Genomic DNA, 25,787 nt, shown 5'->3' on the forward strand with positions numbered 1-25,787 from the left:
TTGCATCCACGGTGATTCTTAAGGCATTTCGGCCCTAATATCCTTGTTGCCAAGGTTCCCAAACTCACCACGTTTGCTCTTTGAGCGTGATGATATTTTTTGGGCGTTTAGGTGACAAACACCAAGTTTCGCGGAGTCCCCACGTACTATTTCCAAGGCTCGATCTCTGATGGTTTTTGCTGCACCAATATCAGCGTGTTCGTGATACCCACATTCAACACAGATGAATTTTTCACCCTCTCTATTGGATTTGTCAATGTGTCCACAACTTCTGCATTCAGTGCTGGAGTATTTGGGGCTAACTTTAATTACGACCTTGCCTTGCTTTGCAGCTAAATACTCGATCTTCAGAATCAAATTACCCCAACCCGCATCAGATATAGCACGGTTCAATCCTTTCTTTCTTGATTGTCCATTTTTAAGAAACCTCCCTGTTTTTTCATCAGTTTTTACTTTACATCGACGCATCATTCCAGTAATATTCAAATCTTCTAAAGCGATTGCGTCAATATTGCGAGACACAATTTTATTCGCAACTTTCCATTGGTGTGCTTGACGTTTGTTACTAATTATTTTATGAAAACGCCCTACTTTTTTAATTGCCTTGTGGCGGTTTTTACTTCCCTTAGCTTTGCGGCTAACCCGTCTCTGTCTGATTTTCAGAGTCCGCTTAGTTTTTTTAGCTGTGGAAAATTTAGGGTTTTCAATCTGATACCCGTCAGACAAATGAACCAATTTAGTAATTCCTAAATCGCATCCTATTATCTTGGTCACTTGTTCGAGAGGTCTAGCCCTGTATTCAGGAACGGATTTATCTTCTATCCTGAGAGAAATATGCCAACCATCTTGACGCTTTCTAACGGTGCAAGCCTTAATGCTAAACCCCTTGGGAATTGGACGCGAGTTATAAAATCGCATCCAACCTAATTTAGGAAGATAGATTTTATTTTCTTGTATTTTTACACCCATTACGCAGGTAAAAGATGTAAAATTACTTCGGTTTTTGAATTTAGGAAAGCCCCTACCTTCAAAGAAATTCTTGTAAGCAGTGTCTAGGCGTTTAACATTCTGCTGTAGAACTGTTGAGTCTACTCCACTGTACCAAGGTCTAGCATTTTTCAGTTGTGGTAGCGCTGTAATCTGAATGTCCGTCGCACTTCGACGGGGATTTTTAGTGTGGCCATCCTTATCAAATCTAGAATCTTTCCAAGGATTCCCAGTTGCACCGTTCTTGCTGACAAAACAAGTTAGCGGTGAAGCTTCGCCACGAGTTGTAATGTTGCAGTAACTACCTTGGATGAATTGTTGATTATATTGGACAATTCTGTCATTCAGACACCAGTTGTAGTGGCTTCTAAGCATATCTACCCAAGCTGACATTTTTGAGGCTTGGCTTTGATTGGGACGCAGCTTGTAAGCAAAGTTGGTCAACAATTGCAGTTCACCTCTTGTCTTTGTCTTGCGTTTAATCTACAGTAGGCGTAAACAAAAGTCAATGAATATGGCTAAATTTTCTCCTGATGAGTACAGACATGAGAGCAACGCCGTCTCTCTACTAAACTATCACTTGGTTTTCATTCCCAAAAAACGAAAAAAGTGTTGACTGGTTCAATTGCTGAGCGACTGCAACAGATTATTTGCGATGTCTGCAATGAAAACCGATGGTGCATCATCACGATGAAGATTAGGCCGGATCACGTTCATCTGTTTATCAATGCTAAGCCAATAGATGACCGGGCTACAATTATCAGGAAGATTAAGGGAAGAGCGTCAATCGATTTTAGATTTTAGATTTTAGATTTTAGAGGCGACCCCACGGATAAATACGTTCGGCAAGTTTCATCTGATACAGGTTTTTTATTTCTGGACGGATGAATCACGTGGCGGGTATCCTGGATGCGGGAATTGTCACATCATTTGAGAAAGGAGTTTCCTGAACTCCTTAAATTGCCTACTTTGTGGACACCTACCTATTTTGTTTCGACTGCTGGGAATATTGGCACGGAAACCGTTAAACCCTACATTGAGGCACAAAGAGATTAGGCAGGATAAATCCTGCAAAACCCTTTCATCCCTGGACTAAAGTCACAGGGTTTTCAGGGTATGTTTTATAAAATGTAATACTTACTGGTATTTTACAGAAAAATCATGCACAGACGAGTTTCCCAGATTGCTATTGTACTTTGCCTCCAAGTCGTCCTAGTTCTAGGTGGGTGGGCGCAGCCTGCGGCGGCGCTGACTCCAGAACAGCAGCTATTGAGCGAAGCTTGGCGAATTGTCAATCGCTCTTATGTGGACGACAGCTTTAACTCTCAAAACTGGTGGTCGATTCGCCAAAAAGCTGTCAAGCAACCGCTTAACGACAGACAGCAGACTTACACGGCGATTCAGGGGATGCTGGCGAATCTCGATGACCCGTTCACTCGACTGCTGAAACCCGAACAGTACCGCAGCTTGCAGGTCAACACTTCGGGAGAATTGACCGGTGTGGGGCTGCAAATTGCGATCGACCCCCAGACAAATACCCTGACAGTGGTGGCTCCTTTGGCCGGCTCACCGGCGGATAAAGCTGGTATCCAACCCCTCGATCGCATTCTGAAAATTGATGGCACTCCCACCTCAGAATTGAGCCTAGACGAGGCTGCAACTCGAATGCGCGGCCGCATCGGCACTCCCGTTACCTTGACCTTGGGGCGCGAGGGAAGGGACGCTGCTGAGGACATTGAGCTAGTGCGCGATCGCATTGCTCTGAATCCGGTTTACGCGGAGTTGCAGTCGGGGTCAGAGAATTTGCCGGTGGGCTACATTCGCTTGAGTCAATTCAGCGCTAACGCTACTGAGGAAGTCGCTCACGCCATCGACCGCTTGGAAAAACAAGGAGCCGCCGCCTACATTCTCGATCTGCGGAACAACCCGGGCGGACTGTTGCAAGCAGGGATTGAAATTGCCCGCCTGTGGCTCGATTCCGGGACGATCGTCTACACGGTGAACCGACAAGGCATTCTCGGCAGTTTTGAAGCGTCTGGAGAAGCCCTAACTAACGATCCGCTGATTGTTTTGGTGAACAAGGGAACTGCCAGTGCTAGCGAAATTTTGGCGGGTGCGCTGCAAGATAACGGCAGAGCTCAACTGGTAGGAGAAAAGACTTTTGGCAAAGGGCTGATTCAGTCGCTGTTTGATTTGTCTGACGGTTCCGGGTTGGCTGTGACTGTTGCTAAGTACGAGACGCCTAACCATAAAGATATTAACAAGCTGGGGATTTCGCCCGATCGCGTAGTACCTTTGGAACCCATCGCGCGCGATCAGATTGGCACCGCAGCAGACTTGCAATATCAAGCTGCACTGCAACTACTGAAAGAAAAAACCGTGCTGGCCAAGTCAGTATAAGCCGGAGTTTGCAGTTTTGAGCTTGCAGCAGGTGACAATACGCAGGTCTGTCTGTCTCTGCGTTTGCTTCGCCACGACAGACAAGAATGATCTAAAAAATTTTTTACTTAGGAATGAGAATTAAATAACTTCCACTCTTGAAAGTGGGATGGGCTCTTATAGCCCGTCATGAGTGGACGGGCGGGACGCCCATCCCACAATAACAATTAAAATTGTAAGTTATTTAATTCGCGATCCTTAAAAGTGATATCACGTCCGACATATTCATCTGTAATTGTTCGCTGTGCGAACCAATGACATACAAGAATGATGCACATCGGACGTGATATCAAAACCCAAAACAGCCGTTCCCTTAAGGTTGGGGGGTTGATTCCTCGGCTTCGGGTACATTGGGTTCTTGCAAAATCACCGGACGCTGCTGCGGGTCAGCTTGGTTGCTTTGCTCTTGCATCACAGTTTTAGCAAGACTAGGGTCAAAGTAGCGGTTAAAATCCGATCGCGAGCGATCGACTCGCCCTTGGGTAAGATTGACTTCTGCTTGGATTTCGTGCAATTTTTCTTGCACCGCCCGGTAGTGAGGCCAAAGCTGAAGCAAAGCAGAAGTGGCACAGACTGAAAGTACCATGTTGACTGCCAACTTGACCCCTGTTTCGGCCGCGAGGGTTTGGTGAGGGTAGGAACGCTGGCGGCTGCTGCGACGAGGAGTAACCCGAGGGGATTTTTTTACGGGACGCAGTGGGGTAACGGGGGGTTGAATCGCTTGCATAATTTTTTTTCAAATACCTGAGACTGACGTTTTAGAGTTCAACAGAGCAAATTCTGAGCTTAACGCACACTCGCCGCTGTTTGTCAGGGTGCTGACAGCCAAAATTGTTGAGACAAAGGTGACGCCTGAAGACGGAATTTCCCCATAAAAATGCCTGCCCTTGCAGTCTCGTCTTGCTGAACACAAACAATCTACTGCACTGGGGCAGCAATTGTCTGTATCTGTAATGCGAGAGATTTAACTGCTCAGGCAGGCGTTTTGCGGTTCGCAACTGTTGTCTGGAAACTATTTGTACAGTTCAGTTGACAGCCGGAAAGCCAAGATTCCGGGAATCAAAGCAATTACGAGCGCTACGTAGACTTGGGTATCTGTTAAAGACATATTCGCAAAACTCCTTTTCGCGGGGACGAGCTTTCACCAATTTGAGACAAATTGGCGCTTTTGGGAATCATTTGTTACAACTTGCAACACAAATGGTGCGTCCGGGGAGGAGTGGGGCAGTAGCGCAGTGGCGCAGTGGCGGAGTTTTTGAGTGTCGGAGGGGGAGAATTTTGGTGTTGGATAATTGCGGGATGATTTTGATTGTTTTGTGGGATGGGCCCATGAGCCCGAAGGCGTGTATTTTCGCAGCAGGCGGAACGCCTAACCCACAAGAAGCCTCCTCAAGTTGTGCAACGCCAGAATTTTTCCTTGTTTCCTGGGACTGCTTCCTTCGGAGGTTGTTGGGACGATCGCCTCCCACAGAATTACCGCGTTAGGTTAAGATTTAAGTGAAGGTGAAACTAATGTTAGACAGAGCGGGTAATTTGCGCTGCGCTCGACCCTTGCCAATCTTAGGTGCACAAAATAGTTAATGATAGATCAATTTCTCGACGCTACACCCAATTTTGGAGTTGACGGCTTTTTCTTATTGTTGGTTTTGGTGGCTTTGGAGGCTGTACTTTCGGCTGACAACGCGATCGCCCTGGCCTCTATTTCTAAAGGTTTAGAAGATGCCAAGGATCAGCAAAAAGCTCTCAACTTGGGTTTGATAATTGCTTTTGTACTGCGGATCGCCCTAATTTTAACTGCTACTTGGGTGATCCAATACTGGCAGTTTGAACTGCTTGGTGCTCTCTACCTGCTGTGGCTTGTTTTCCAACATTTTACTTCAGAGACAGACTCCGAAGGAGAACATCACGGGCCCAGATTTGCGACTGTGTGGCAAGCAATTCCCATGATTGCTTTTACGGATTTAGCGTTTTCTTTGGATAGCGTGACTACTGCGATCGCTGTTTCTGACGACACTTTTATCGTCGTAACAGGCGCTACTATTGGAATTATTGCCCTGCGATTCATGGCAGGGTTGTTCATCCGCTGGCTGGATGAGTTCGTTCACCTAGAAAGTGCTGGTTACATTACAGTTGGGTTCGTGGGAATGCGATTGTTGGTGAAAGTAATTAATCCCGATTTAGTTCCGCCGCAATGGCTGCTAGTTTCCAGTATCGTCTTGATGTTTGTCTGGGGATTTTCTAAGCGTACTCCTGAGCCAGTCGAGATTGCAAAATCTCTAGAAATGGCTCTGAATCAGCCGGATTCAGAAGTTGCTGTGCCAGAATCGCAAGGAAAAAAGTCCGAAATTTAAGATACTTTCATTTGAATAAAATTAGCTTAAATCTGTCAAACCAACCAGATTGAAGGCTGGTCAAAACGTGCAAAAGCTTTTCATCCCGGTGACTTTAGTCCGGGGATGAAAGGCTTTTATTTTGTAATATTGTTTCCTTCAGTAGCCGATCGAACTTATGGGAGTAAAATGGGGCCTATGGGAAGGCAGTTATCAAAATCAGACTCAGCAATGGTTAGAGTGGTGGGATAGCTAGGGGAATTCGTTGCTGACGGGGTTGGTGGCATATTGGCGATCGATCCGGATCTGATTTGATCCTTGGTGGTGGCTGTATTTTTTTAGGATAGGAAAAGAGGGCGATCGGTGGGAAGGAGTTGCGGGCGATCGCATTTCACCTGTCGGGAAAAAATGTAACCTTCCTGTTGAGTGGCTGCCAGAAAAATTCGCGATGCACCAGAAATCTGAGTCAATCCACTCCCACAGGGATGTGATACGTCAGTCACCTACAAGTTCATTAGGAATCAATACAGGATTACGGCTCTTCCGAATTCTCTCCGAGCCGCCAAGACTAAGATTTTGTTCCGCTTTAATAACCCTAAGCTGCGCCATTTTATGATGATATCGTCGAAACTTATCCTTTAACTCTTGATCAATCATAGTTGTTTGAAACTGGGCATCCTGGGACATTAACAACATTTCAGGTTTTATTTCAATATCATTAGCGCCAATAAAAGTGTTCACAAGAACCTGAAATGTCAAGGGCTTTTTATGGTCAAGATGGCTCTCATAAATAGCTACTTTATCACCAGTAATATCGCATTCAACTCTTCCATCCTGATCGGCAAACTTTTCAAAGAATATTTTTTTAGTTAGCCGAAGATCATCTTGAACAGCGGCACGGCAGGCTTCTAAAAAATCTTGATAAAGAGACTTTCCTTTAGCAGAAATCGCTGTGCGATAAGAAAAATCTGTTTTAGATCCATCTGTTCTTTCTATCCAAAAGCAACTTGTCGGCATATCGGTTCTATATTTGTACAAACGTTTTATACCACATCCAATCTTTTTATCTGCTTCAGGATGGCGCTCCAGAAGAGCTAGTAACATATCGCGATCATCACCTGCTATGCTTTGACCATTTCGATAGCGCTCCAACATATTTCTGAAGTGTTCAATAGCATCTTTCTGGAATTTGAACTCTATTCCATTGAGAACAATTGGTTGCCTTGCCATTTAAACTCCCTACCAGTTTTATATGACGTATAACTTAAATTGTATCGCAGATGTGTTACCCTATATCATAATAAGCGATATCTGCAAGACATAGGAGTTCAAAAAGTCCCTGCTTATCTTTCCTAACCTCAATTCTCGAATGTCGAATGTCTAGACGCGATAATTTACACTTCTCTCTACGTCGCACCCTCGAAAAAGACGGGTGGACAATTACGGACGATCCTTTAGTCTTAGTGTTAGAACAGACACTTTTGAAAGCCGACTTAGGAGCAGAAAAGTTTTTTACTGCGGAAAAAGAAGGGCAGAAAATCGCTGTTGAAATCAAAGACTTCGATTCAGCCTCAGTCATCAGCGAACTGGAAAAAACGATGGGACAGCTTCAGCTTTACCAATGGGCATTGGAAGGCCAAGAACCGGAGCGTCAGTTGTTTTTAGCTGTGAGCCAAGCCATCTACATTAAACACTTTCAAAAACCGATTTTTCAGTTAGCCGTCCAGCGAAATAAAATCAACTTATTAGTTTACGAACCAAGTCAAGAGGTGATTCTCCAATGGATAACTCACTAAGCTATGCAGACATCCTCAAAAAAACCCTGCAAGAAGCAACTCGCACCCAACCCCGTTTACAAGCGATCCAGCTTTACCCCGTCTGTGATGTCGATTCGGGTCAGTTTCTGATTCTGGCTACAGGCTGGGATAAACAGCGCTGGATTGACACGATTCTGTTTCATGCTCGTTTAGTCGATAATCAAGTTGTAATTGAAGAGGATAACTTCGAGGAAGGTCTAAGCCAAGCGCTGATTGCAGCGGGTATAAAAGCAGAGGATATCGTGACTAGCCCCTTCCCTGACAACAGCGATAGACAGAAAACCTATCAGGCAGTATAAGGAAGAAGGAAGAGGGGGAAACTCCGAGATGGGAAGAGGGAGAGGATTTTTCCCCTACTAGCAATTAGCCATTAGCTATGGCTTAGGCTTACCGACAAAGAAAGCTAAGGGAGAATTATCACCACAAGATAACCGAACTTTAGAACCAATGGGAAAAACATTCCCTGTGGTTGTGAGTGCATATAACTTTTCGCCAGAAGGTGTTTTTAAACAATAACGATTTTCTCTGCCTAAAAACTGACGATCGCAAACCACAACAGGCGAATCTTCATCTAAGTATAAACTCCAGTCTTCCTGCCGGATCATCAATTCTCCTTGAGTAGAAACATCACAGGGAACTTGTGAACATGAATCTCGTTTAACAGCAAAACAACCTACTTCTGTTTCCCAAAAATCCTGCTTCAGCGATGCAGACACAAAATTAGCTTGCGTCACAAACTCAGCCACAAATCTAGATGCTGGTTCTTGATAAACTTCCTCTGGAGTGCCAAACTGTTCTAATTGGCCTTGACGCATCACCGCTACCCAATCTGAAATCGAAAGTGCTTCTTCGCGATCGTGGGTGACAAATACACCAGAGGTTCCCGTTGCTTTGAGAATCTCGCGGACTTCCTGACGCAATCTTAACCGTACTTGTACATCTAAATTACTCAACGGTTCATCTAGTAAAATAATCGCAGGTCTAGGGGCTAAAGCACGGGCCAGGGCCACTCGCTGTTGCTGACCCCCCGATAATTCATGGGGATAACGATTTTCCAATCCTTCTAATCCCACCAGCGCTAATGCTTCGGTGACACCTTTCTGAATATTATGCTTTGACTCTTTTCCTTGATGTGTCAAGCCAAAAGCTACATTTTTCGCGACTGTCAAATGGGGGAAGAGTGCATAGTCTTGAAACACCATACCAATGTCTCGCTGTTCCGGCGCGACTGACATATTAACACTGGCTACAGTTTTCCCTGCTAGGGCGATCGTCCCTGCTTGTAGCTGTTCAAAACCCGCAATTAACCGCAGCAACGTTGTTTTCCCACAACCCGATGGCCCCAACAACCCCAGTATATCTCCCTGATGTAAGGTCAGGGTGACAGATGCCACCGCAGGTGATGCAGCTTGGGCATACTGTTTTGTTACACCATCCAAATGCAGAATTATCGGTCGAGCCATTATTGCTATAAATAATCAACAACTTACTATTCTACAATATACCAGTTTAGTGAGATTAATTATCATAAAGGCTTGACAAATGTTTACAACTACTGATAAACTAGCAGGCTAGACTTTTTACTAGCGATGAAAAATTCCCAAAAATCACTACAGCAAACAGGAATCAGGACAATCCAATGGCGATCGACCTTACGCGGTTTATCGGCGAGTGGGTGGACAGTTGCAATTATCGCTTTAGCATTGCCGATCGCCATACCAGTGATCAGTGTCTTATCCAGTATCTTTTTTGAAGCTAAAGATACATGGCAACATTTAACCGATACAGTTTTAACCCGTTATATCATCAACTCTTTTTGGTTAATGATCGGTGTAGGCTTGGGTGTTGTCGTGATTGGCGTAGGATGTGCGTGGCTAGTAACAATGTGTCGCTTTCGGGCCAGTCGCGTATTTGAATGGGCATTACTGTTACCCTTAGCTGCCCCAGCTTATGTCCTAGCTTATATTTATACAGACTTTTTAGAATTTTCCGGCCCAGTTCAAACTGCTTTGCGTTCTATTTTTGGCTGGAGTTATGGAGACTATTGGTTTCCTAACGTGCGATCGCTCCCTGGAGCCATCTTAATGCTAATCTTAGTTTTATATCCCTACGTCTACCTATTAACACGAGTTGCATTTTTGGAGCAATCAACTTGTACCCTAGAAGCTAGTAGAATACTGGGCTGTAGCCCTTGGCGGAGTTTTATGACAGTTGCCTTACCAATGGCAAGACCCGCAATTGTAGCAGGTTTAGCACTGGCTTTGATGGAAACTCTCAACGATTATGGTACTGTTCAGTATTTTGGAGTGGATACATTCACCACAGGTATTTATCGGACTTGGTTTGGCATGGGAGAACGAATTGCAGCCAATCAATTAGCGGCGATGCTATTATTATTTGTTCTGGGTTTAATATTACTAGAACGCTGGTCGCGGAGTCGGACTAAATATTATCAAGCTAGCAGCCGCTATCGCCAACTACAAACTTATCAACTTAAAGGAATTAGGGAAATCTTAGCGGTAACTGCTTGTTTGATGCCGCTGTTTTTGGGTTTTTTATTGCCAGGATGTCTTTTAGTAAAGTTGACCTTAGCTAATTGGCAACTCACCTTAGATGAACGCTTTTGGATATTTGCCCGTCATAGTTTAATTTTGGCAACACTGACAGCAATTTTAGCCGTAGTTATTGCCTTGATTATGGCTTATGGGTTACGGTTATATCCTAATTTAGGAGTGCAGTTAGGCACTAGAGTTGCGGCAATGGGCTATGCTGTACCTGGATCTGTGATTGCAGTTGGGATTATGGTTCCCATTGGAAAAATGGACAATCTATTTGATAGTTGGATGCGTGAAAACTTTGGAATTTCTACAGGCTTGTTGTTAAGTGGTACGATCGCAGCTTTGGTATTTGCTTATATAGTTCGCTTCCTTGCTGTTTCTTTAAATGCGGTGGAGTCAAGTTTGGGCAAAATCAAGCCTAATTTAGATGATGCGGCGAGAAGTTTGGGTTATAGCCCGATGCAAACTTTAGTTACAGTTCATACACCAATGATGACGGGAGGTTTACTAACTGCCATGATGTTAGTATTCGTTGATGTAATGAAAGAGTTACCTGCTACTATAATTATTAGACCGTTTAACTTTGATACCTTGGCTGTGCGAACTTATCAACTCGCCTCAGATGAGCGATTGGCTGAAGCTTCTGGCCCAGCATTGGCAATTGTTTTAGTGGGGATGTTACCGGTTATTTTATTAAGTTGGAAAATTGCGCGATCGCGCAAGTCTTCAACACAATAACCGCCAAATCTCTTCCCTGCTTGCACAGGTGATTGATTCTTTTAAAGCTATAGTCCGACAGGGGTTTCAACCCCTGTCTCATAGCTAAAGTCCGACAGGGGTTGAAACCCCTGTCTCATAGCTAAAGTCGTCTGAAGACGACTAGACAGCTAGGATTTCAGTCGGTTTCAACCGACTTTAGCTATAAGAGGGGGAATTTATTCCCTGGCCGGTTTCAGGAGAATGTATCAACCCTTCTTCCATCTTCTTTTTACCTTTACAAATCAAGATGATTAATAAAAACTTAGCAATGTTTCACCGCACTACTGGCACAATCTCCTTCTTACTACTTACTGTTTTTGTCACCTTTGGATGTCAAAAACAGGCGGCGGGTCCCCTCGAAACATTACAAAAAACTAAGCAATGTCCAGGATGTGACCTGACTGATACCAAATTAAGTGACATTGATTTAACAAGCGCTAATCTCAATGGTGCTAAGTTGGAAGGTGCTATGCTAGAAAATGTCAAACTTAATGAAGCCTTACTCGATAGCGTCAATCTCAAAGGTGCAAATTTAAAAGGTGCTTCTCTGGAAAAAGCAGGTTTATTTTCTGCCGATCTCACAAATGCTGATTTGAGTAATGCAAATCTCAAGGGGGCTTTTTTGCGAGGTGCAAAACTAAATAATGCCAATCTTAGTAATGCCGATTTAAGTGAAACTGACTTAAATAGTGCTGATTTGACTGGGGCTAACCTCAAAGGGGCAAACCTGAAAGGCGCTATCATGCCGGATGGTAAAATTAAAAATTAAAGTTGATGGGATTCGGCGGTTGAAACCGCCGAATCACAAAGAGTAGCTTCTTGTTCAAAAAGCCTCTATTTCCATCCGGCGCGATCGGCAACCTTTAAAGCTTCGGGGTTATTTTTCCCAAACACATCAGGGTTGAGAGGGTCAGATTTGAATGTACCAAAACTTGCCACTACAGGATCGATCGCCACACCTGAAATCACAGGGTATTCGTTATTACTCCTAGCAAAAAGCTGTTGTGCTTCGCGGCTGGCTAGGTGTTCCAAGAATTTGATCGCGCCTGCTTTGTTACGGGAGGTTTTGACTACACCGCCACCACTAATGTTGACGTGGGTACCGCGATCGCGTTGGTTGGGGAAAAATACACCTACTTTCGCCGCGATCGCTTTTTCTGCTGGATCTTTCGATTTCATTAAGCGAGCTACATAATAGGTATTAACAATGGCAAGATCGCCTACCCCATCAGCAACAGCCTTGATTTGTGCCGTATCATTTCCCTCTGGAGGACGCGCAAAATTAGCCACCAATCCTCGCGCCCAAGCTTCTGTTTTTTGAGCTCCATGAGCTGCTAACATAGCGCCAACCAGAGACTGATTATAGATATTAGTGGACGATCGCACTAAAACTTTGCCTTTCCACCGAGGTTCTGTCAGCGCCTCATAGGTTGACAATTGGGCAGGGTTCACCTTGCTTTTGTTGTAAACAATCACCCGTGCCCGGCGCGATAGACCAAACCAGAAACCTTGAGGATCTCGCAAACTTGCTGGAATTGCCGATGTCAGGACTGTTGAAGAAACAGGTTGCAGAATACCTGCTTGTTTTGCCCGCCACAAACGCCCACCATCCACCGTGATGAAAACATCAGCGGGGCTATTTGCGCCTTCACTTCTGATCCGTTCAATTAGTTGGTCAGCATCCGCCTCAACGAGGTTAACCTTGATCCCAGTTTTTTTGGTGAAGCTTTGGTACAACTCATTATCAGTATCGTAGTGACGTGCTGAATAAAGGTTGAGAGTGCCGGTTTGGGCTGCGACAGGGGCTTTTTTGGTTAGTTCCCCCACGGCCACGACAGCCATTGCTGTACCGCTGGCAAGAAAAATACGCCGAGAAATGCTCATTGTTCTATAATGATAGATTTTTTCATCTGGTAATTGACACGATGGTCTATCTACAGCCATCTATAGTCATTGCTTTACTATATTAATGCAAGTAATTCTTATTTGATGATCGAGAGCGTAACTATTTTATGGCTGACGCACTGCTGGTCAATCGATTTTAGATTTTAGATTTTAGATTTTAGAGGCGACCCCACGGATAAATGCTCTTTCTTGAGGATTTTCGATTTGAGATTGGGGATTGATTCCACGGATAAATCACGTGGCGGGTACCACATGAAGAAATTCGTGGTCAGAAATCCGGTCTCGACTTCGCTCAACCGGCAGTTTTTTTCCGAAAAGACTTGGTTATAAGCTGTCGGGCATCTTGCGTTGTATTTTTCGGGCGGGCGGGACGCTAGGGCCCCTACTCCCCACAACAATTTCATCTGAGATGTTGCACCATTCTCAATAAGCCTTTTATGAACAGGCTGGACGGCCTGTGAAGCGAGAAAACTCATTCTTTGTGGAACGGGCCCCAGAGCCCGTTCTTGACAATGGTGCAGCATCTGAGATCCTAAGCTGTCAGGCATTTAAATTGCATATTCAGGGCGGGCTAGACGGCCCACCCCACAAGACTTAGATTGTTTGTTGACATTCTATTTAAATGCTGAACAGCTTACGGATTATTTGTGTCTAATTAGCTCGTAAATTTCCACATAGTCTTTAGCTGGATATTTCCACGAATTGTCACAATTCATGCCTTGAAGCATGAGTTTTTCAAATTCATCATGATAGTCATACCACAATCCGATCGCCCGATCGAGCGCCGACTCCAAAGCGTAGTAGTCAGTTTGGTAAAATACGTAACCGTTGCGTTCTTCCGGTAGGTGGCGGGTGTCGTAATCTCGATCGAACACAGTATTCACCAAACCGCCAACTCCCCGCACCACAGGAACAGTGCCGTACCTCAACCCAATCATCTGAGTCAGCCCGCAGGGTTCGTAATTACTGGGAACCACAATCATATCCCCACCCGCGTAAATTAAGTGCGACAGTTCCTCATTAAAACCTAGTTCTAAATGGCAGTCTGGATTATCATTTAAAAACTGTCTTTCGTGCTGGAAATGATCGTTAATTCCCGCTTCCGTCGCGGAACCCAAAAGCACGAATTGCGCCCCCTTACTCAGAGAGTAATAAATTGCATGGTGGACGAGATGGACACCTTTTTGGTCGTCCAAACGACCGATAAAGGTAATAATAGGCTTGTCAGCATCGCGCAATAACAGCCGATCGCGCAAAGCTTTTTTAGTTTTGGCTTTTCCTGCCAAATCCTCCTGATTGTAGTGGTGCGGAATATAGCGATCGGTCTCAGGATTCCACACATCGTAATCAATGCCGTTGAGCACCCCGCGAAACTTCTCTTGATATAAATGCAATGTGTGCCCCAAACCGTAGCCACACTCGCCCATATGAGCTTCCCAAGCATGGTGGGGCGAAACCGTGGTGACAAAGTTCGAGTAAACAATGCCGCCTTTCATAAAGTTGATAGCAAAAGGGTTAAAGTTATCTCGGAGGCGATCGTAATCAAAATAATAATCCGGTCTGTGCAAACCCGTTGCTTCCAAAATATCGCCACCTCCCATGCCTTGATGTTTGAAATTGTGAATGGTATAGCAGACTCGCTGATATTCCATCCAATTGTATTTGTAAATTTCAAACAGCAAGACTGGAACCAAACCAGTTTGCCAATCGTGACAGTGAATCACATCGGGACGCTTGTTGCTTCTGAGCAAAAATTCCAACGCGGCTTTGCTGAAAAATGCAAACCGCATATTGTCGTCATTGCACCCGTAATAACAGCCGCGATTAAAAAAGTTATCTTGAGAGCGAGGTTCGATGAAAAAACACAACTGCCCGTGCACCCAGCCGCACAAGACATCACAGAGGATTTCGCCGCCGTACCAGGGCACAGCCAAATCCCGGTAGGCCTCGTGAAGTCCCCAAATGTGGTCGTACCTCATGCAGTCGTACTTCGGTAGAATAATCTCGACGCAGTGGCCGGAATTCTGCAACTCCCGACTCAAGCCGTAAACTACGTCGCCCAAACCCCCTGCTTTGATGACGGGGGCGCACTCCGAGGCAATTTGTACAATGTACATTTTTTTTCTCGCTCCTGGATGAATCAAAAAAATATTTTCTTAACATGACAAAGTATATGGTTTCTCGCCAAATAAGCAAGTAGGCCATTGGGAATACAGGGCGATCGGGCTCCCAGAAGCCGAATTTGCGGCGGTTGCGATCGGCGATATCGTTTCGGCATGGCTGCAACTCGATCGCAAATTCCGCAAAACATAACTCATCTTCTCGCATTTGTCAACTCAATCTTTTGAGTCAAATCGCCATTTGTCTCGTCTAGTTCCGAATAGCGATCGAATAACTCACTCAAAGCTTCTTCTCCAACAATTTCTCCATTACTGACAAACTTCTCTACCTCCACCGAACCATCACTCAAAAATTCTATTTCCCACCGTTCCCCAGGTACAGCTACAATTACCATCAGAGCTTCATCGCGATGATGCGCTAAACTGTAATCGATAGCCTGTTTTTGCAATTTTTGCAAAAATAATATTACTTGGTCAAATCCATTATTTTTCATCTATCAAATCTCCCATCGCTCAACAATTTGCGAACCATCTTAAAGCCGGGTATATTTTATTCAGCACCTCTTTCTATTTGCTCCCATATCATTTCGCTAAATTCTTCCCAACTTGGCGAATTTGCCGGAAGCTGTGCTTGTTTTATACTACCTTTTTTACCTTTGAGAATCTCAGACACTTTCATGCCTGCAAATTTGTGTGCGATCTTTCTTCCTCCTTATCTTACATAAATCCCACTCATCATTCTCATACCGATCGAAAAAAATGCAACAACTCAACCCAAACCCATAGCATCATTTTCACATATTAATAATTTACCTTTCCCCTGATAATACCAAACATAACCCTCTCCACCGCCTTTGCCAAAATGACCTAATTTTCGATAATCTTCTTCAATCCCCTGAGTAAATCCTTTCACCAAATCGCAATCAGCTATCAAAGTTTCACCTTGTTTGAGTTCGACAACCTTAGCCGGTGAATTTGTAGCAGCTACAACTATAGCTTTTTGCTCGCGCAAAGCTGTAACAGCAATTCTCCACCTACCGTCAATCGATTTTAGATTTTAGATTTTAGATTTTAGATTAAAGAATTGAAGCATTGACTTGCGCGAGATAAATTCGGCGGGCAAGTTTCATCGGATACAGGTTTTTTATTTCTGGACGGATGAATCACGTGGCGGGTATCCTGGATGCTTTCGGTCAATTTTCCAATACACCAATGCAGCGCACCTTTTTGAATTATTACTCCCGAATTATTCAAATTAATTTCCGCTTGCTGAACCAACGGAATATTCTTAGTGGGATGATAAAACTTCTTCGTTTCTGGATTGATATTATTTTGGATGTACCACAAATCCGTCGGTTCCAAAACCTTGATTTCGTATTTCATAATTTACCTCGCCTATTTACCTGAAATGTGTTAAACATTTTACCCAAGATAAGGAGCTGCCACGCTCCCGGACTTATCTTGTGAAATTTATCTTTGGCAGACATCCTCTGCTACTGTTAAAGTATCTAGCTATCTTAGCAATAGCAGACAGCGCCCCTCCACAATTGTTGAGAAAAATTTATGCCTGCGATCGCACAATCTCCCAATGTACCCATTTTACAAGAAATCAACTCAGGATTACCCAACATTTGCGGCTCCGAAGCAGAAATCAGTGCCGCAGCCAATAGCAACGAACCAATCTTTCTACCTACCACAAATCTGCGCCTGGAAAATATTCAAGCCGGATTCGCCTGCGCCCTGCATATGCACCAACCGACAATTCCTGCCGGTGCAAACGGCGAACTAATCTGCAATCTCCAGCATATGTTTGAACATCCCAACCAAGGAGACAATCACAACGCCGGAGTCTTTGCTTGGTGCTATTCTCGCATGGGAGAATTCATTCCCCAACTAATTGCTGAAGGTTGCAACCCGCGAATTATGCTCGACTATTCGGGCAACTTATTGTGGGGATTGCGCCAAATGGGACGCGACGATATCTTTGATAATCTCAAGCGGATTACCTGCGATCCTCAATATCAACCTCACGTAGAATGGCTGGGGACAATGTGGAGTCACGCCGTCATTCCCTCAACTCCAATCCCCGATATCAAGCTCCAAATTCAAGCATGGCAACATCATTTTGCGGCAATTTTTGGCATTGATGCTCTGAAGCGCGTCAAAGGTTTTTCGCCCCCAGAAATGCACTTTCCAAATCACCCTGATACACTTTACGAATACATCAAAGCTTTGAAAGAATGCGGCTATCGCTGGCTGATGGTGCAAGAACATTCTGTAGAAAATCCAGACGGTTCGGGATTGTCGCAAGACCAAAAATATATTCCCAACCGTTTGGTTGCACGCAATTCTCACGGCGAAAAAATCAGCATCACGGCTTTGATTAAAACTCAAGGTTCGGATACGAAATTGGTCGGTCAAATGCAGCCTTATTACGAAGCAAAAGGACGCAATAAACAGCAAATTGGCAATGTCACAGTTCCTTCTTTAGTCACTCAGATTGCTGACGGAGAAAATGGCGGCGTGATGATGAATGAATTTCCCAGCGCTTTTGTCAAAGCTTGGCACGAAAACCGCGAACAAGGGGGGGGAAAATCCGGTGTTGTTGGTTTAAACGGCACTGAATATTTGGAGATAATTGAAGCGGCGGGTGTTAATCCTGATGATTATCCGATTTGTCAAGGGGTTAACCAGCACAAAATCTGGCACCTAGTCGATGCTGATAGTGCAACGCCGGAAAAAGTGGAAAGTGCGATCGCCCAACTCAAGCAAACCGACCATAATTTTCACATGGATGGTGCTTCTTGGACAAACGATTTGAGTTGGGTGAAAGGCTACGAAAATGTCTTGGAACCGATGAATCTACTCAGCGCTGCATTTCACAAAAAATACGATCCGCTGGTGCAGCAAGATGCCACCGTTACTAAGCAGTTTGAATACCAGCAAGCTTTGCTTTACAATTTGTTGGTGCAAACAAGCTGTTTCCGCTATTGGGGACAGGGAACTTGGACTGATTACGCCCGCGAACTTTACAACCGCGGCGCTGCTTTAATGAAGTAGGAGAATTTATTGTAAGGTGCGTCAGAAACAAATTGTTCGATCGGTATCAAATATCGGCGCTGACGCACCCTACGCCTGTTGGCAAAGTCCGAAAAATTACCAATTAGTAATTACCAATTACCAACTCCTACATTTCCTGCATCAGCCGCAAGTAATTCTGCCGCATCTGCGTCATATTTTCCATCATTCTATTAGCCATATCTTTCTCAACATCGCTCATTTGCTGCCAAAATAAGGCCGATCGCCTCGCCATAATTGCTTCTTCCCATAGCATCTCCAAAAGTTGCGCCGCCATTGGGTTTTCAGCATCGATAATCCCACACAATTGCTGGAATGCCCGGTTGGCTTCACTGTGACTACCAACATCCTGAGCCAGCGTCAGGCATTTTTTGAGTTGGACGATCGGGTTTTCAGAAGAGTAAGCCATAATTTCACGAAGATAAGCTACAAAATTTACGCTGATACCTTTGACATTACTAGAGTTGTGACACAGCCGTACAGTTCCCTACATACCAGCGCCAAGGCAAATCCATGCCTTGAGAAATCCCGATCCGCGTAGTTTGGACAAAATTTATTGTACCCTCCTCCACAGCTTGCTGAAATTGCTCGCTCCGGTGTTCCAATCGCAGGGGTTGGCCTGCACCCAAGGGAAAACCGCTTAAAGTTCGATCGATCAGCAGTACCTTACACAGTTTCCCAGGCCCGGCGGCGAGGCGCGATCGCTTCTTCTCAGGAATTGCAGCGAATTCTTGGGGAACCACATCTACCTGCAAAGCTCGAATCAGCACACCACTAGCAACTCCCTCTGCATCCGTCACCACGTTAAAACAGTGATACATCCCGTAAATTAGGTAAATGTAGCTCATACCCGGAGGCCCGAACATCACCTCATTGCGAGGAGTGCGTTGTCGGTAAGCGTGACAAGCGGGATCTCCGGGCCCGTAAGCTTCGGTTTCGACAATCATTCCCCGAATCGTCTCGCCGTCAGGAAACTGCCGCACCAGCGAGCATCCCAGTAAATCTGGCGCTACGCTGGTAGATGGCCGCGCCAGCCAAAAAGATTCTACAATCTGAGTATTTGCACTCACTCAACAACAGCAGGTAAATTATGGACGTTAAGTTAGTTTTAGCAGTCTTGACAGCAGTTTTCACCGTTTGTTGTCTGTTCTTTGGCACAAAAAACGGATTCTACGATACTGACAAGTATCACGGTAACGGTTCTGCTCACTAATTTTAGGCGATTGTTAGTTGCTTAAAAAAACCGCCGCCTGTCAGTCAGTCGGCGGTTTTTTTTATGAACCACAGAGGCCACAGAGGACACAGAGAAAGAGAAACAGAGAGCGGAAAGAATGAAAAGAAGTTGACAAGTAATGACACACCAGATTGTTTTATGGGCTGCCATTAAGGGTGAATTTTGCCATCTGGCATTTGATTTTCTTGCAAGCTAGGATTCTCGAATTCGGCCCATCCCGGCAAATTTAAGCGAACTGTCGCTCGCCGCACTGTTTGGTTTGCAGCAATTCCTTGAGTTGCTTTTGTTGGTTATAAAAAATTAGATTTTTTGCCACAATAAATACAACTGCGATCGACAATCCAGCAGTAAATAAATTATTTATTTTCCTAAATATCCGAAAAGCTTCGCGGGCTTTGTCTCGCTGTTAAGAGATTTCTACAATAGTGCGATCGACCTCTCCACAATTCCCACAAAAAAATACAGGCATCTCCCACAAGCAGTCTGGCGAAATTAAACACCGCCTAACTTATAAATCCCGCCTCCTTTCCCTCGCTAGTGCTGCTTTGAGCTTGGCACTCGCCCCCCTCCGTCTGCTTCACTTTGCTTTGAGCAGTCCATAAACGGAATTTATTTTTACCCGAAGGCGCGCATTTGCATATACCTCCAGACTGAAATAAAAGAAACTTTATTTATATCCCTGGAATGAGTAAATCATCAAGAGATTTGAGGATGATTAATCTAGAAACGCAATACCGTACCTGCGCTGTTGATAAATTCTCAGCAACTACTTTTTTGGTCAAAATTGCTTTGAGAAATTAATTTACTCTAAAAACAGTTGGCAGCAGCTCAGGTTCCTTAACCTCGCCAGAACACACCCTACCTATAATCCCGACAATTCGGAGCGGCAATGAACACAATCAAACCCGAACCCAAAAGATCGCGCTTCATGGCTCTGCTGCTGACAACGCTGCTGACCTTTCCCTTTGTGAGTGCTTGCGGTTCTGACGAGCGAACTTACGCTCCCCCGCCTCCTGTTGACAACACTCGCGCTGGAGGAGTGCAAACTAATCGCGCCCCCACTCCTTCCCCACAAGCGAAAAAAGGACTGAGCAATGCTCAAAAAGTAGGGATTACTTTAGCAGGAGCCGCCGCCCTTTACTACATCTACAATCAGTACAAAAATAAACAAGAAAAGGGGCCGCAGGGAAAACATTACCTTTCCAAAAACGGTCGCGTTTACTACCGCGATGCCCAGAATCGCGCGGTCTGGGTAACGCCCCCGCCGGGAGGAATTACAGTTCCGGAGTCCGAGGCAGTGCGTTACCGCGAATTCCAGGGGTACAACAACCAAAATACTGGTCGAGACCTTACTAGCTTGCCTGAAGCTACAAGTCCTGTTCCGGCACAGTAGTCTAAGCATTTTAGATTTTAGATTGCAGGTTCCCTGACTTTCAATTAAATGTGGGATTCCCAATCTAAAACAGTCGTTTTTCAACACCTAAAAAAAGAGGAACTTTATCATGGTAGACGGATTTTTGCGGAAGTTAAAAGATGCGATCGTTGGGCCAGACAGCGAGCAATTCGATCCTGACGGCAATTACCAAGATGCCTCAAATCCCGGACAGTACGGCAACGTGACTCCAGCTAGCCAAGACCCCTACGGCGACCCCGCAGACTACGGACAGTACGGCAACCTGACTCCAGCCAGCCAAGACCCCTACGGCGACCCCGCAGACTACGGACAGTACGGCAACCTGACTCCAGCCAGCCAAGACCCCTACGGCGACCCCGCAGACTACGCCGGTACCGACTACGGACAGTTCGGCAACCTGACTCCGGCCAGCGAAGACCCCTACGGCGACCCCGCAGACTACGTAGCGGATGCTGGAATGTTCGGCAACCTGACTCCGGCCAGCGAAGACCCCTACGGCGACCCGGCGGATGAGGAAGGGTTTAGTTAACTACCAGCCGGGAAGTCTTGGGCGTATATTTAGAGGGGATTAATCAGAGCGCGGAACCCCGTACCCCGTTGGGAATTACTCCTTGGGATGAAAGGCTCGTCGGGTTTCGGTACCGAAACCGACAATTATTCTTTTATACCCCAAGATGCTCGGGAAATACTCTGATACTATATTAGCGAGTGGGGGTGGAACTACCTCACTATAAAAAGCCTTTGAAAAAAAGGAAAAAGAAGCCTGCGGTCTAACTGTACTCAGTTGACCGTCAGGTTTGTTCACTTGATTAGAGTCGATGCCTCAATTGCTTGAGGACACATCTCCTTCAATTAGGGTCGATGCCTGTGTTACCACACGACACCTCTGGTTCAGAACGCGGACGTGCAGCTTTCACTGCATCCGGCTCCTAGTCTGACACCTAGTAAGTCGGGTTTAACCCGCTGTTCGGACTCTCACCTGACCATGAACGGTCTGATGCTGGTGACATTCACGATGTAGAACTTCCAAATTTATAGGTTTCCAATTGTTATGGTTGCCGTCGATATGGTGTAGTTCTGCAATATCACCTGACATGAACGATATATTACATTCTGTACATTTGTGATTCTGTTTCTTGAGAAGTCGTGCCGTTATCCCATCGTAGTGAGCATTCTCTCGTTTTGACCAATAAACAAAATCGCCATCATAGGGTGATTTATCTCCCTTGACAATGACAAACTTGCAGGCTGACCAACTAACCGCAGGAAGTGCTCTTTTTATAACCTTATTGGTTTGATAACGGTTGTATCTTCCTTGTTTCCGAATGAATTTCCATAACCAATAGCGCAGTGACCACAGGTTGTGTTGACTCATATCGCAGAATCTATGGTAATTTCTCCACCCTCTTAGCACCGAACCACAGTTGTTGATTCGATGTTCGAGAGTGAAACGACTATCTTTTATCACTTTTTTAACTTTTGCCTTAATGCTAATTGTAGCTTTTTGACTTGGTGTTGAAATGAATTTACCCGACAGGTTTAACTGAGAAGTTCCACCCAAGGAAGTCGCAACCATCTGTACTATGTACATTTGTGACAAGTTAAGAAAAAGTGCAAATTGTCAAGGGGGTAGACCAACAAAGGTAAAATGGGATGAAACCTTTACCGGGCAAGCAGTTGAGCGATAATTGAACCAGTTATGAGTCGCAAAAAACGAATCAACCGAGATCATGAAAAGAAAAAAAACGTCCCCAAGTAGAAAATGAAGTAATCGCGAATCACCTGGAAGATTTATTAATTCCGGCAATGGCGGCCCAAAAAAGTTTTTATCGGCAACTAAATCTAAGAGATAGAATTCTGACACTACCATTAATGATGGCAGCAATATTAAGTTTATTATGGCGACCCGTAGCAGGAGTAACAGAATTAACCAGATTATTAAATAGAGAGGGATTTTTATGGTGTGAGCCACAAAAGATTAGTCAACAAGCATTATCGCTCAGATTTTTAACTTTGACCGCATTTTTATGTGAAAAAATATTTAAACAATTACTACCTCATTTTCGACAAAAATGGTTAACAAGAAAATCAAGACCATTACCAGATAGCGTACAATTTGCCTGAAAAAACTTTTAAAATATCTGGATAGCTGACGGCTCAACATTAGAAGCATTGTTTCGTAAACTCGAAATTTTATCAGATGTGCCAATTGGTCAATTAGCCGGAAAATGGGAGTAATCATAGACCTAGTAACTCATATTCCCGAAGAAATTTGGTTTGGGAAAAATCCCAAACAAGCAGATACTAATTGGGAGGAAGATTTACTAAAAACAGTTAAGCCTAAAACCTTACTATTATTGGATCGAGGCTTCTATCACTTCGCTTTTTGGTCACAAATAATCGAGCAAGAAATTGGATTGCTCACTCGAATTAAGAAAGGTGCATTTTATTAAATCGAGCGGGTATTAACCAATACTTATGATGTCAAATACCAGATAATTAAAATAGGTGCAGGCACAAAACAGACACCATATCTGACTATAATTTTAGTACAAATTAGCTCCAAGACTTCCTGGCGATTTTATCTAAAAACTGTCCGAAAACCCGAAGTATTGCCCCCTATGTAGTAGCAGATTTATATCAAAAACGCTGGCGAATAGAAAACGCATTTTGTACAGTAAATAGACTCCTAAATTTAAGTTATTTATGGACAGGTTTGTCCAACGGAATCCAGATCGAGATTTGGGATACTTGGCTATTTTATGCGGTTTTGGTAGACTTAGGAGATGCCGTTGCGGATGAATTAGGAGTGTCAATGGAACGTGTTTCATTAGAAATGATTTATCGGGGAAGGTCTCATTTTTCTGTGGCATATCAAAAAGGATTAGCTTCTGACCTAGTTAAGTATTTTGCCTACGCTAAAAATCAAGATGTAGGGATTGTTAAGCTAGGCATGAAAACCTCATGTCAGGCTAATTATTTCTCCTTTCCATGGAACTCAAAGAAGTCCCTAACAATTTTTTTTCAACAATAAAGGAACAAATGGAGTCATATTTTAATTGGGTCAACAGGTAAAATATGAGTAAGATTACTCATTGACAATAGTGCTTTTAGCTTAACTTGTGAGTAATGCTCAATTATCGATAAAAGAAACCTAGCTGACGCACCCTACTGAAGCCAATTAGTCCTAGGGTGCGTCAGAAGAGAGTCTCTTAATTATCGATAAAAGAACCCTAGCTGACGCACCCTACTGAAGCCAAAACCCCAATGATTCTAATGGGAATTTAACCTTGACAAACGGGCGGGTTTCAGGTTGAGATTCTCAACCGACTTGTTCGATATACTGAGCGAGATCGTCACGCAGGCGGCTGAGTTCGGCTTCGGTGGTGACGCGCACGCGATCGTCCCGAACCGTAATCAGCACTTTCGCAGCAAAAGGAGTTGGCCAGATATTCGGGTTGCAGAAAACCTCCAAAAAGACATCTCCTGCATACCGATATTCCATCGGTTTTTGGGGAGAAGCTTTAGCGCCAGCGGTTTTGGCTGCTACAGCTTTCAAGCTTTCCATCAAAGCTGCAATTTCGCTTTGCAAATCCCGCGCGGCTTGCGGGGAAAAGCTAAAGGAGACAGAACCTTCGACTAAATTCAGTGTCAGCGGAGAAAGAGACATGGGCAATGAAATTTAACATACTATTGTTAATGATAAAATATACAATAACCTAAAAGAAGTACCAGCCAACTAAATTGGGCGGCGAAACTGCTATTAATTAAAATTTGTCTCAAGAAGCTAGGCTAAATTAATGAATATAAATCTAGTCGCAAGCTAGATTCAGCAAGAGTTTTAACCTGTTATGACTTGATAAGCTTTAAACTAGAAACCAGAAAACTTGACGGCCGAGCGAGGAGATTTTATGGTTGCCGATAACCGTTCCGAAGTCCGCAAGGTTTTAATAATTACCTTATTGCTAAATTTGCTGGTGATGGCAATTAAAGCAGCGGTGGGATGGCTGACTGGTTCCCTCAGTTTGCTGGCAGATGCTTTGCACAGCGTCACGGACAGCGCTAATAATATTTTAGGATTGGTAACTAATCATTATGCCAATCCGCAGCCCGATCGCGATCATCCCTACGGACACCAAAAATTTGATGCTCTCGGAGCTCTGGGAATAGCTGCGTTTCTGGGAATTGCCTGTTTTGAAATTCTCAGCGGTGCTGTTGAAAGGCTGATTAACGGGGGTAAAGTTGTCAAAATATCCCCAAATGAACTGTGGATTTTGTTGATTGTACTGGGAATTAATATTTTTGTCACTTTTTACGAGCGCAGGGTTGGCCAACGTCTCGGTAGCGCGATTTTAGTGGCTGACGCTCAGCACACGATGAGCGATGTTTGGGTGACAATTATGGTCATCGGCGGGTTGATTGGTGTTTGGCAAGGGCAGGTTTGGAATATACCTCAATTACAATTCCTGGATGTGTTTTTGTCTTTTCCTGTGGCTATTTTGGTGTTTAGCAGCGGTTGGAAGGTTTTAAGGGAAAATCTGCCTTGGTTGGTGGATGAAATGGCGATCGCACCGGAAGTTATTCACGCGATCGCGATCGATGTACCGGGGGTTGTCAACTGTCACTCGATCGCCTCCCGTGGTGTTGTAGGGCGTCAAGTATTTATTGAGATGCACATGATTGTGGATGCTGTCGATGTAGAAACTGCTCACCGGATTACAGAAGAAGTAGAAGCCCGTTTGGAAGAACGTTTCAGCCCTGTACGCATCTTAATTCACGTTGAGCCGCCGGCTTACGAGTCCGACCAAATTAGCTACGATTCTGAAAAATGAAGGCACAACCAGTGATTTTGACACGGATACACCGATTAATTGAAGAATCGGGAAAGTATTTTTACTTACCGCAATTCCTCCAATTTTTTAAATCCTATCAATCGGGTTAGAGCGATCGCACTTAATTTAGTTGCTGTTTTCCACAGGAAAAGGGGGGTTTTCCACAGAAAAGGCCCAGTTTTCCACAATAGCTTTGATAATTATCGGGCAAAAGACTATTGGTACAAGTGGCCAGTTTTTTGGATTTCTACGGCCATTTTCTGTCGCAAGTCCCAAGGTAGCAGAATTTCGACTTCTGAACCTAAAGCTCGCAA

Annotated in this window: 30 protein-coding genes and 1 pseudogene; 15 read left to right on the forward strand and 16 right to left on the reverse strand. The window is 44.4% G+C overall.

Going from position 1 to position 25,787, the window contains the following annotated elements; all coding sequences use genetic code 11:
* Positions 1 to 18 precede the first annotated feature (18 nt).
* Positions 19 to 1,434, reverse strand: coding sequence for a transposase (locus tag QUB51_RS00070; RefSeq protein WP_333231243.1), 1,416 nt, complete (start codon positions 1,432 to 1,434; stop codon positions 19 to 21).
* 150 nt (positions 1,435 to 1,584) lie between these two features.
* Here QUB51_RS00070 and QUB51_RS00075 point away from each other — a divergent pair.
* A pseudogene (locus tag QUB51_RS00075) lies at positions 1,585 to 2,043 on the forward strand (transposase); the annotation flags it as partial.
* A gap of 105 nt (positions 2,044 to 2,148) precedes the next feature.
* Positions 2,149 to 3,387, forward strand: coding sequence for a carboxyl-terminal processing protease CtpA (ctpA, locus tag QUB51_RS00080; protein WP_333209850.1), 1,239 nt, complete (start codon positions 2,149 to 2,151; stop codon positions 3,385 to 3,387).
* Between the two features lie 352 nt (positions 3,388 to 3,739).
* Here ctpA and QUB51_RS00085 read toward each other — a convergent pair whose 3' ends face one another.
* Together QUB51_RS00085 and psaM are read right to left on the reverse strand one after the other, a co-directional pair.
* Positions 3,740 to 4,153, reverse strand: coding sequence for a slr1601 family putative cell division protein (locus QUB51_RS00085; RefSeq protein ID WP_333051777.1), 414 nt, complete (start codon positions 4,151 to 4,153; stop codon positions 3,740 to 3,742).
* A 285-nt stretch (positions 4,154 to 4,438) separates the two neighbouring features.
* Positions 4,439 to 4,534, reverse strand: a complete 96-nt coding sequence (psaM, locus tag QUB51_RS00090) for a photosystem I reaction center subunit XII (protein ID WP_015174804.1) — start codon at positions 4,532 to 4,534, stop codon at positions 4,439 to 4,441.
* Between the two features lie 472 nt (positions 4,535 to 5,006).
* Here psaM and QUB51_RS00095 point away from each other — a divergent pair, with 472 nt between their 5' ends.
* The gene (locus QUB51_RS00095; RefSeq protein WP_333051774.1) at positions 5,007 to 5,777 is read left to right on the forward strand and encodes a DUF475 domain-containing protein; all 771 of its coding nucleotides are present in this window, start codon (positions 5,007 to 5,009) and stop codon (positions 5,775 to 5,777) included.
* A 317-nt stretch (positions 5,778 to 6,094) separates the two neighbouring features.
* Here QUB51_RS00095 and QUB51_RS00105 read toward each other — a convergent pair whose 3' ends face one another.
* On the reverse strand, positions 6,095 to 6,259 hold the full coding sequence (locus tag QUB51_RS00105; RefSeq protein WP_333051772.1) for a hypothetical protein: 165 nt from the start codon (positions 6,257 to 6,259) through the stop codon (positions 6,095 to 6,097).
* A complete protein-coding gene (locus QUB51_RS00110) occupies positions 6,252 to 6,986 on the reverse strand; it encodes a DCL family protein (protein WP_333051769.1) in 735 nt (244 codons plus the stop codon). Before QUB51_RS00110 ends, QUB51_RS00105 begins: the two co-directional genes overlap by 8 nt.
* A gap of 146 nt (positions 6,987 to 7,132) precedes the next feature.
* On the opposite strand from QUB51_RS00110, the gene QUB51_RS00115 reads away from it, so the two are divergent.
* Positions 7,133 to 7,552 carry a XisH family protein gene (locus QUB51_RS00115; RefSeq protein WP_333051766.1) on the forward strand — a complete coding sequence of 140 codons (420 nt, stop codon included), beginning with the start codon at positions 7,133 to 7,135 and terminating at the stop codon, positions 7,550 to 7,552.
* Positions 7,537 to 7,872, forward strand: a complete 336-nt coding sequence (locus tag QUB51_RS00120) for an element excision factor XisI family protein (RefSeq protein ID WP_333051764.1) — start codon at positions 7,537 to 7,539, stop codon at positions 7,870 to 7,872. Before QUB51_RS00115 ends, QUB51_RS00120 begins: the two co-directional genes overlap by 16 nt.
* Positions 7,873 to 7,947: 75 nt before the next feature.
* Here QUB51_RS00120 and QUB51_RS00125 read toward each other — a convergent pair whose 3' ends face one another.
* Positions 7,948 to 9,036: an ABC transporter ATP-binding protein gene (locus QUB51_RS00125; RefSeq protein ID WP_333051761.1), complete on the reverse strand. Its 1,089-nt coding sequence runs from the start codon at positions 9,034 to 9,036 to the stop codon at positions 7,948 to 7,950.
* Positions 9,037 to 9,162: 126 nt separating this feature from the next.
* Here QUB51_RS00125 and QUB51_RS00130 point away from each other — a divergent pair, with 126 nt between their 5' ends.
* Positions 9,163 to 10,869: an iron ABC transporter permease gene (locus tag QUB51_RS00130; RefSeq protein WP_333261244.1), complete on the forward strand. Its 1,707-nt coding sequence runs from the start codon at positions 9,163 to 9,165 to the stop codon at positions 10,867 to 10,869.
* A gap of 268 nt (positions 10,870 to 11,137) precedes the next feature.
* Positions 11,138 to 11,659 carry a pentapeptide repeat-containing protein gene (locus QUB51_RS00135; RefSeq protein WP_333209856.1) on the forward strand — a complete coding sequence of 174 codons (522 nt, stop codon included), beginning with the start codon at positions 11,138 to 11,140 and terminating at the stop codon, positions 11,657 to 11,659.
* Between the two features lie 65 nt (positions 11,660 to 11,724).
* Here the strand turns inward: QUB51_RS00135 and QUB51_RS00140 are convergent, their stop codons facing one another.
* The 6 genes from QUB51_RS00140 to QUB51_RS00165 form a co-directional block, all read right to left on the reverse strand.
* Positions 11,725 to 12,774 carry a Fe(3+) ABC transporter substrate-binding protein gene (locus QUB51_RS00140; RefSeq protein WP_333051751.1) on the reverse strand — a complete coding sequence of 350 codons (1,050 nt, stop codon included), beginning with the start codon at positions 12,772 to 12,774 and terminating at the stop codon, positions 11,725 to 11,727.
* A 662-nt stretch (positions 12,775 to 13,436) separates the two neighbouring features.
* The gene (glgA, locus tag QUB51_RS00145; protein WP_333051749.1) at positions 13,437 to 14,912 is read right to left on the reverse strand and encodes a glycogen synthase GlgA; all 1,476 of its coding nucleotides are present in this window, start codon (positions 14,910 to 14,912) and stop codon (positions 13,437 to 13,439) included.
* 197 nt (positions 14,913 to 15,109) lie between these two features.
* On the reverse strand, positions 15,110 to 15,409 hold the full coding sequence (locus tag QUB51_RS00150) for a hypothetical protein (RefSeq protein WP_333051746.1): 300 nt from the start codon (positions 15,407 to 15,409) through the stop codon (positions 15,110 to 15,112).
* A gap of 56 nt (positions 15,410 to 15,465) precedes the next feature.
* Complete coding sequence (locus tag QUB51_RS00155) at positions 15,466 to 15,594, reverse strand: hypothetical protein (RefSeq protein WP_333051744.1); 129 nt, start codon at positions 15,592 to 15,594, stop codon at positions 15,466 to 15,468.
* 90 nt (positions 15,595 to 15,684) lie between these two features.
* A complete protein-coding gene (locus QUB51_RS00160) occupies positions 15,685 to 15,927 on the reverse strand; it encodes a hypothetical protein (RefSeq protein WP_333051742.1) in 243 nt (80 codons plus the stop codon).
* A gap of 59 nt (positions 15,928 to 15,986) precedes the next feature.
* Positions 15,987 to 16,298 (reverse strand): hypothetical protein, encoded by a 312-nt coding sequence (locus QUB51_RS00165; protein ID WP_333261241.1) that lies wholly within the window; start codon positions 16,296 to 16,298, stop codon positions 15,987 to 15,989.
* Positions 16,299 to 16,478: 180 nt separating this feature from the next.
* On the opposite strand from QUB51_RS00165, the gene QUB51_RS00170 reads away from it, so the two are divergent.
* A complete protein-coding gene (locus QUB51_RS00170) occupies positions 16,479 to 17,975 on the forward strand; it encodes a glycosyl hydrolase family 57 (protein WP_333051738.1) in 1,497 nt (498 codons plus the stop codon).
* Positions 17,976 to 18,102: 127 nt separating this feature from the next.
* On the opposite strand, the gene QUB51_RS00175 is transcribed toward QUB51_RS00170, so the two are convergent.
* Positions 18,103 to 18,402 (reverse strand): hypothetical protein, encoded by a 300-nt coding sequence (locus tag QUB51_RS00175; protein WP_333051735.1) that lies wholly within the window; start codon positions 18,400 to 18,402, stop codon positions 18,103 to 18,105.
* 49 nt (positions 18,403 to 18,451) lie between these two features.
* On the reverse strand, positions 18,452 to 19,063 hold the full coding sequence (locus QUB51_RS00180; protein WP_333209862.1) for a DNA-3-methyladenine glycosylase: 612 nt from the start codon (positions 19,061 to 19,063) through the stop codon (positions 18,452 to 18,454).
* 20 nt (positions 19,064 to 19,083) lie between these two features.
* Between QUB51_RS00180 and QUB51_RS00185 the strand changes: the two genes are divergently transcribed.
* The 3 genes from QUB51_RS00185 to QUB51_RS00195 all read left to right on the forward strand — a co-directional run bounded on the left by QUB51_RS00185 (position 19,084) and on the right by QUB51_RS00195 (position 21,170).
* Positions 19,084 to 19,206: a hypothetical protein gene (locus QUB51_RS00185; RefSeq protein WP_006633228.1), complete on the forward strand. Its 123-nt coding sequence runs from the start codon at positions 19,084 to 19,086 to the stop codon at positions 19,204 to 19,206.
* Positions 19,207 to 20,116: 910 nt separating this feature from the next.
* The gene (locus QUB51_RS00190; protein ID WP_333051730.1) at positions 20,117 to 20,620 is read left to right on the forward strand and encodes a hypothetical protein; all 504 of its coding nucleotides are present in this window, start codon (positions 20,117 to 20,119) and stop codon (positions 20,618 to 20,620) included.
* Positions 20,621 to 20,729: 109 nt separating this feature from the next.
* Entirely contained in the window at positions 20,730 to 21,170 is a 441-nt protein-coding gene (locus QUB51_RS00195) for a translation initiation factor (protein WP_333051727.1), read from the forward strand.
* Between the two features lie 426 nt (positions 21,171 to 21,596).
* Here the strand turns inward: QUB51_RS00195 and QUB51_RS00200 are convergent, their stop codons facing one another.
* The gene (locus tag QUB51_RS00200; RefSeq protein ID WP_333051724.1) at positions 21,597 to 22,217 is read right to left on the reverse strand and encodes a group II intron maturase-specific domain-containing protein; all 621 of its coding nucleotides are present in this window, start codon (positions 22,215 to 22,217) and stop codon (positions 21,597 to 21,599) included.
* A gap of 230 nt (positions 22,218 to 22,447) precedes the next feature.
* Here QUB51_RS00200 and QUB51_RS30305 point away from each other — a divergent pair, with 230 nt between their 5' ends.
* The 3 genes from QUB51_RS30305 (at position 22,448) to QUB51_RS30315 (ending at position 23,675) form a co-directional block, all read left to right on the forward strand.
* On the forward strand, positions 22,448 to 22,765 hold the full coding sequence (locus tag QUB51_RS30305) for a hypothetical protein (RefSeq protein WP_445299446.1): 318 nt from the start codon (positions 22,448 to 22,450) through the stop codon (positions 22,763 to 22,765).
* A 104-nt stretch (positions 22,766 to 22,869) separates the two neighbouring features.
* Positions 22,870 to 23,094, forward strand: a complete 225-nt coding sequence (locus tag QUB51_RS30310; protein WP_445243038.1) for a hypothetical protein — start codon at positions 22,870 to 22,872, stop codon at positions 23,092 to 23,094.
* Between the two features lie 263 nt (positions 23,095 to 23,357).
* On the forward strand, positions 23,358 to 23,675 hold the full coding sequence (locus QUB51_RS30315) for a hypothetical protein (RefSeq protein WP_445299445.1): 318 nt from the start codon (positions 23,358 to 23,360) through the stop codon (positions 23,673 to 23,675).
* 288 nt (positions 23,676 to 23,963) lie between these two features.
* Here the strand turns inward: QUB51_RS30315 and QUB51_RS00210 are convergent, their stop codons facing one another.
* Positions 23,964 to 24,311 (reverse strand): hypothetical protein, encoded by a 348-nt coding sequence (locus QUB51_RS00210; protein WP_015174783.1) that lies wholly within the window; start codon positions 24,309 to 24,311, stop codon positions 23,964 to 23,966.
* Between the two features lie 241 nt (positions 24,312 to 24,552).
* Between QUB51_RS00210 and QUB51_RS00215 the strand changes: the two genes are divergently transcribed.
* The gene (locus QUB51_RS00215; RefSeq protein WP_333261234.1) at positions 24,553 to 25,473 is read left to right on the forward strand and encodes a cation diffusion facilitator family transporter; all 921 of its coding nucleotides are present in this window, start codon (positions 24,553 to 24,555) and stop codon (positions 25,471 to 25,473) included.
* The last annotated feature ends 314 nt before the right edge of the window (positions 25,474 to 25,787 follow it).

The organism is Microcoleus sp. AT8-A3, from assembly GCF_036705675.1.
Classification (GTDB): domain Bacteria; phylum Cyanobacteriota; class Cyanobacteriia; order Cyanobacteriales; family Microcoleaceae; genus Microcoleus.

Bases quoted from the DNA above. Each gene is read 5' to 3' on its own strand.
- QUB51_RS00140 (WP_333051751.1), bottom strand. From the start codon at position 12,774: ATGAGCATTTCTCGGCGTATTTTTCTTGCCAGCGGTACAGCAATGGCT.
- QUB51_RS00135 (WP_333209856.1), top strand. From the start codon at position 11,138: ATGATTAATAAAAACTTAGCAATGTTTCACCGCACTACTGGCACAATC.
- QUB51_RS00130 (WP_333261244.1), top strand. From the start codon at position 9,163: ATGAAAAATTCCCAAAAATCACTACAGCAAACAGGAATCAGGACAATC.
- QUB51_RS30305 (WP_445299446.1), top strand. From the start codon at position 22,448: ATGGCGGCCCAAAAAAGTTTTTATCGGCAACTAAATCTAAGAGATAGA.
- QUB51_RS00165 (WP_333261241.1), bottom strand. From the start codon at position 16,298: ATGAAATACGAAATCAAGGTTTTGGAACCGACGGATTTGTGGTACATC.
- QUB51_RS00185 (WP_006633228.1), top strand. From the start codon at position 19,084: ATGGACGTTAAGTTAGTTTTAGCAGTCTTGACAGCAGTTTTCACCGTT.
- QUB51_RS00150 (WP_333051746.1), bottom strand. From the start codon at position 15,409: ATGAAAAATAATGGATTTGACCAAGTAATATTATTTTTGCAAAAATTG.
- QUB51_RS00115 (WP_333051766.1), top strand. From the start codon at position 7,133: ATGTCTAGACGCGATAATTTACACTTCTCTCTACGTCGCACCCTCGAA.
- QUB51_RS00215 (WP_333261234.1), top strand. From the start codon at position 24,553: ATGGTTGCCGATAACCGTTCCGAAGTCCGCAAGGTTTTAATAATTACC.
- QUB51_RS30310 (WP_445243038.1), top strand. From the start codon at position 22,870: ATGGGAGTAATCATAGACCTAGTAACTCATATTCCCGAAGAAATTTGG.
- QUB51_RS00200 (WP_333051724.1), bottom strand. From the start codon at position 22,217: ATGGTTGCGACTTCCTTGGGTGGAACTTCTCAGTTAAACCTGTCGGGT.
- psaM (WP_015174804.1), bottom strand. From the start codon at position 4,534: ATGTCTTTAACAGATACCCAAGTCTACGTAGCGCTCGTAATTGCTTTG.
- QUB51_RS00095 (WP_333051774.1), top strand. From the start codon at position 5,007: ATGATAGATCAATTTCTCGACGCTACACCCAATTTTGGAGTTGACGGC.
- QUB51_RS00085 (WP_333051777.1), bottom strand. From the start codon at position 4,153: ATGCAAGCGATTCAACCCCCCGTTACCCCACTGCGTCCCGTAAAAAAA.
- QUB51_RS00120 (WP_333051764.1), top strand. From the start codon at position 7,537: ATGGATAACTCACTAAGCTATGCAGACATCCTCAAAAAAACCCTGCAA.
- QUB51_RS00190 (WP_333051730.1), top strand. From the start codon at position 20,117: ATGAACACAATCAAACCCGAACCCAAAAGATCGCGCTTCATGGCTCTG.
- QUB51_RS00125 (WP_333051761.1), bottom strand. From the start codon at position 9,036: ATGGCTCGACCGATAATTCTGCATTTGGATGGTGTAACAAAACAGTAT.
- glgA (WP_333051749.1), bottom strand. From the start codon at position 14,912: ATGTACATTGTACAAATTGCCTCGGAGTGCGCCCCCGTCATCAAAGCA.
- QUB51_RS00170 (WP_333051738.1), top strand. From the start codon at position 16,479: ATGCCTGCGATCGCACAATCTCCCAATGTACCCATTTTACAAGAAATC.
- QUB51_RS00110 (WP_333051769.1), bottom strand. From the start codon at position 6,986: ATGGCAAGGCAACCAATTGTTCTCAATGGAATAGAGTTCAAATTCCAG.
- QUB51_RS00210 (WP_015174783.1), bottom strand. From the start codon at position 24,311: ATGTCTCTTTCTCCGCTGACACTGAATTTAGTCGAAGGTTCTGTCTCC.
- QUB51_RS00195 (WP_333051727.1), top strand. From the start codon at position 20,730: ATGGTAGACGGATTTTTGCGGAAGTTAAAAGATGCGATCGTTGGGCCA.
- QUB51_RS00175 (WP_333051735.1), bottom strand. From the start codon at position 18,402: ATGGCTTACTCTTCTGAAAACCCGATCGTCCAACTCAAAAAATGCCTG.
- ctpA (WP_333209850.1), top strand. From the start codon at position 2,149: ATGCACAGACGAGTTTCCCAGATTGCTATTGTACTTTGCCTCCAAGTC.
- QUB51_RS00155 (WP_333051744.1), bottom strand. From the start codon at position 15,594: ATGAAAGTGTCTGAGATTCTCAAAGGTAAAAAAGGTAGTATAAAACAA.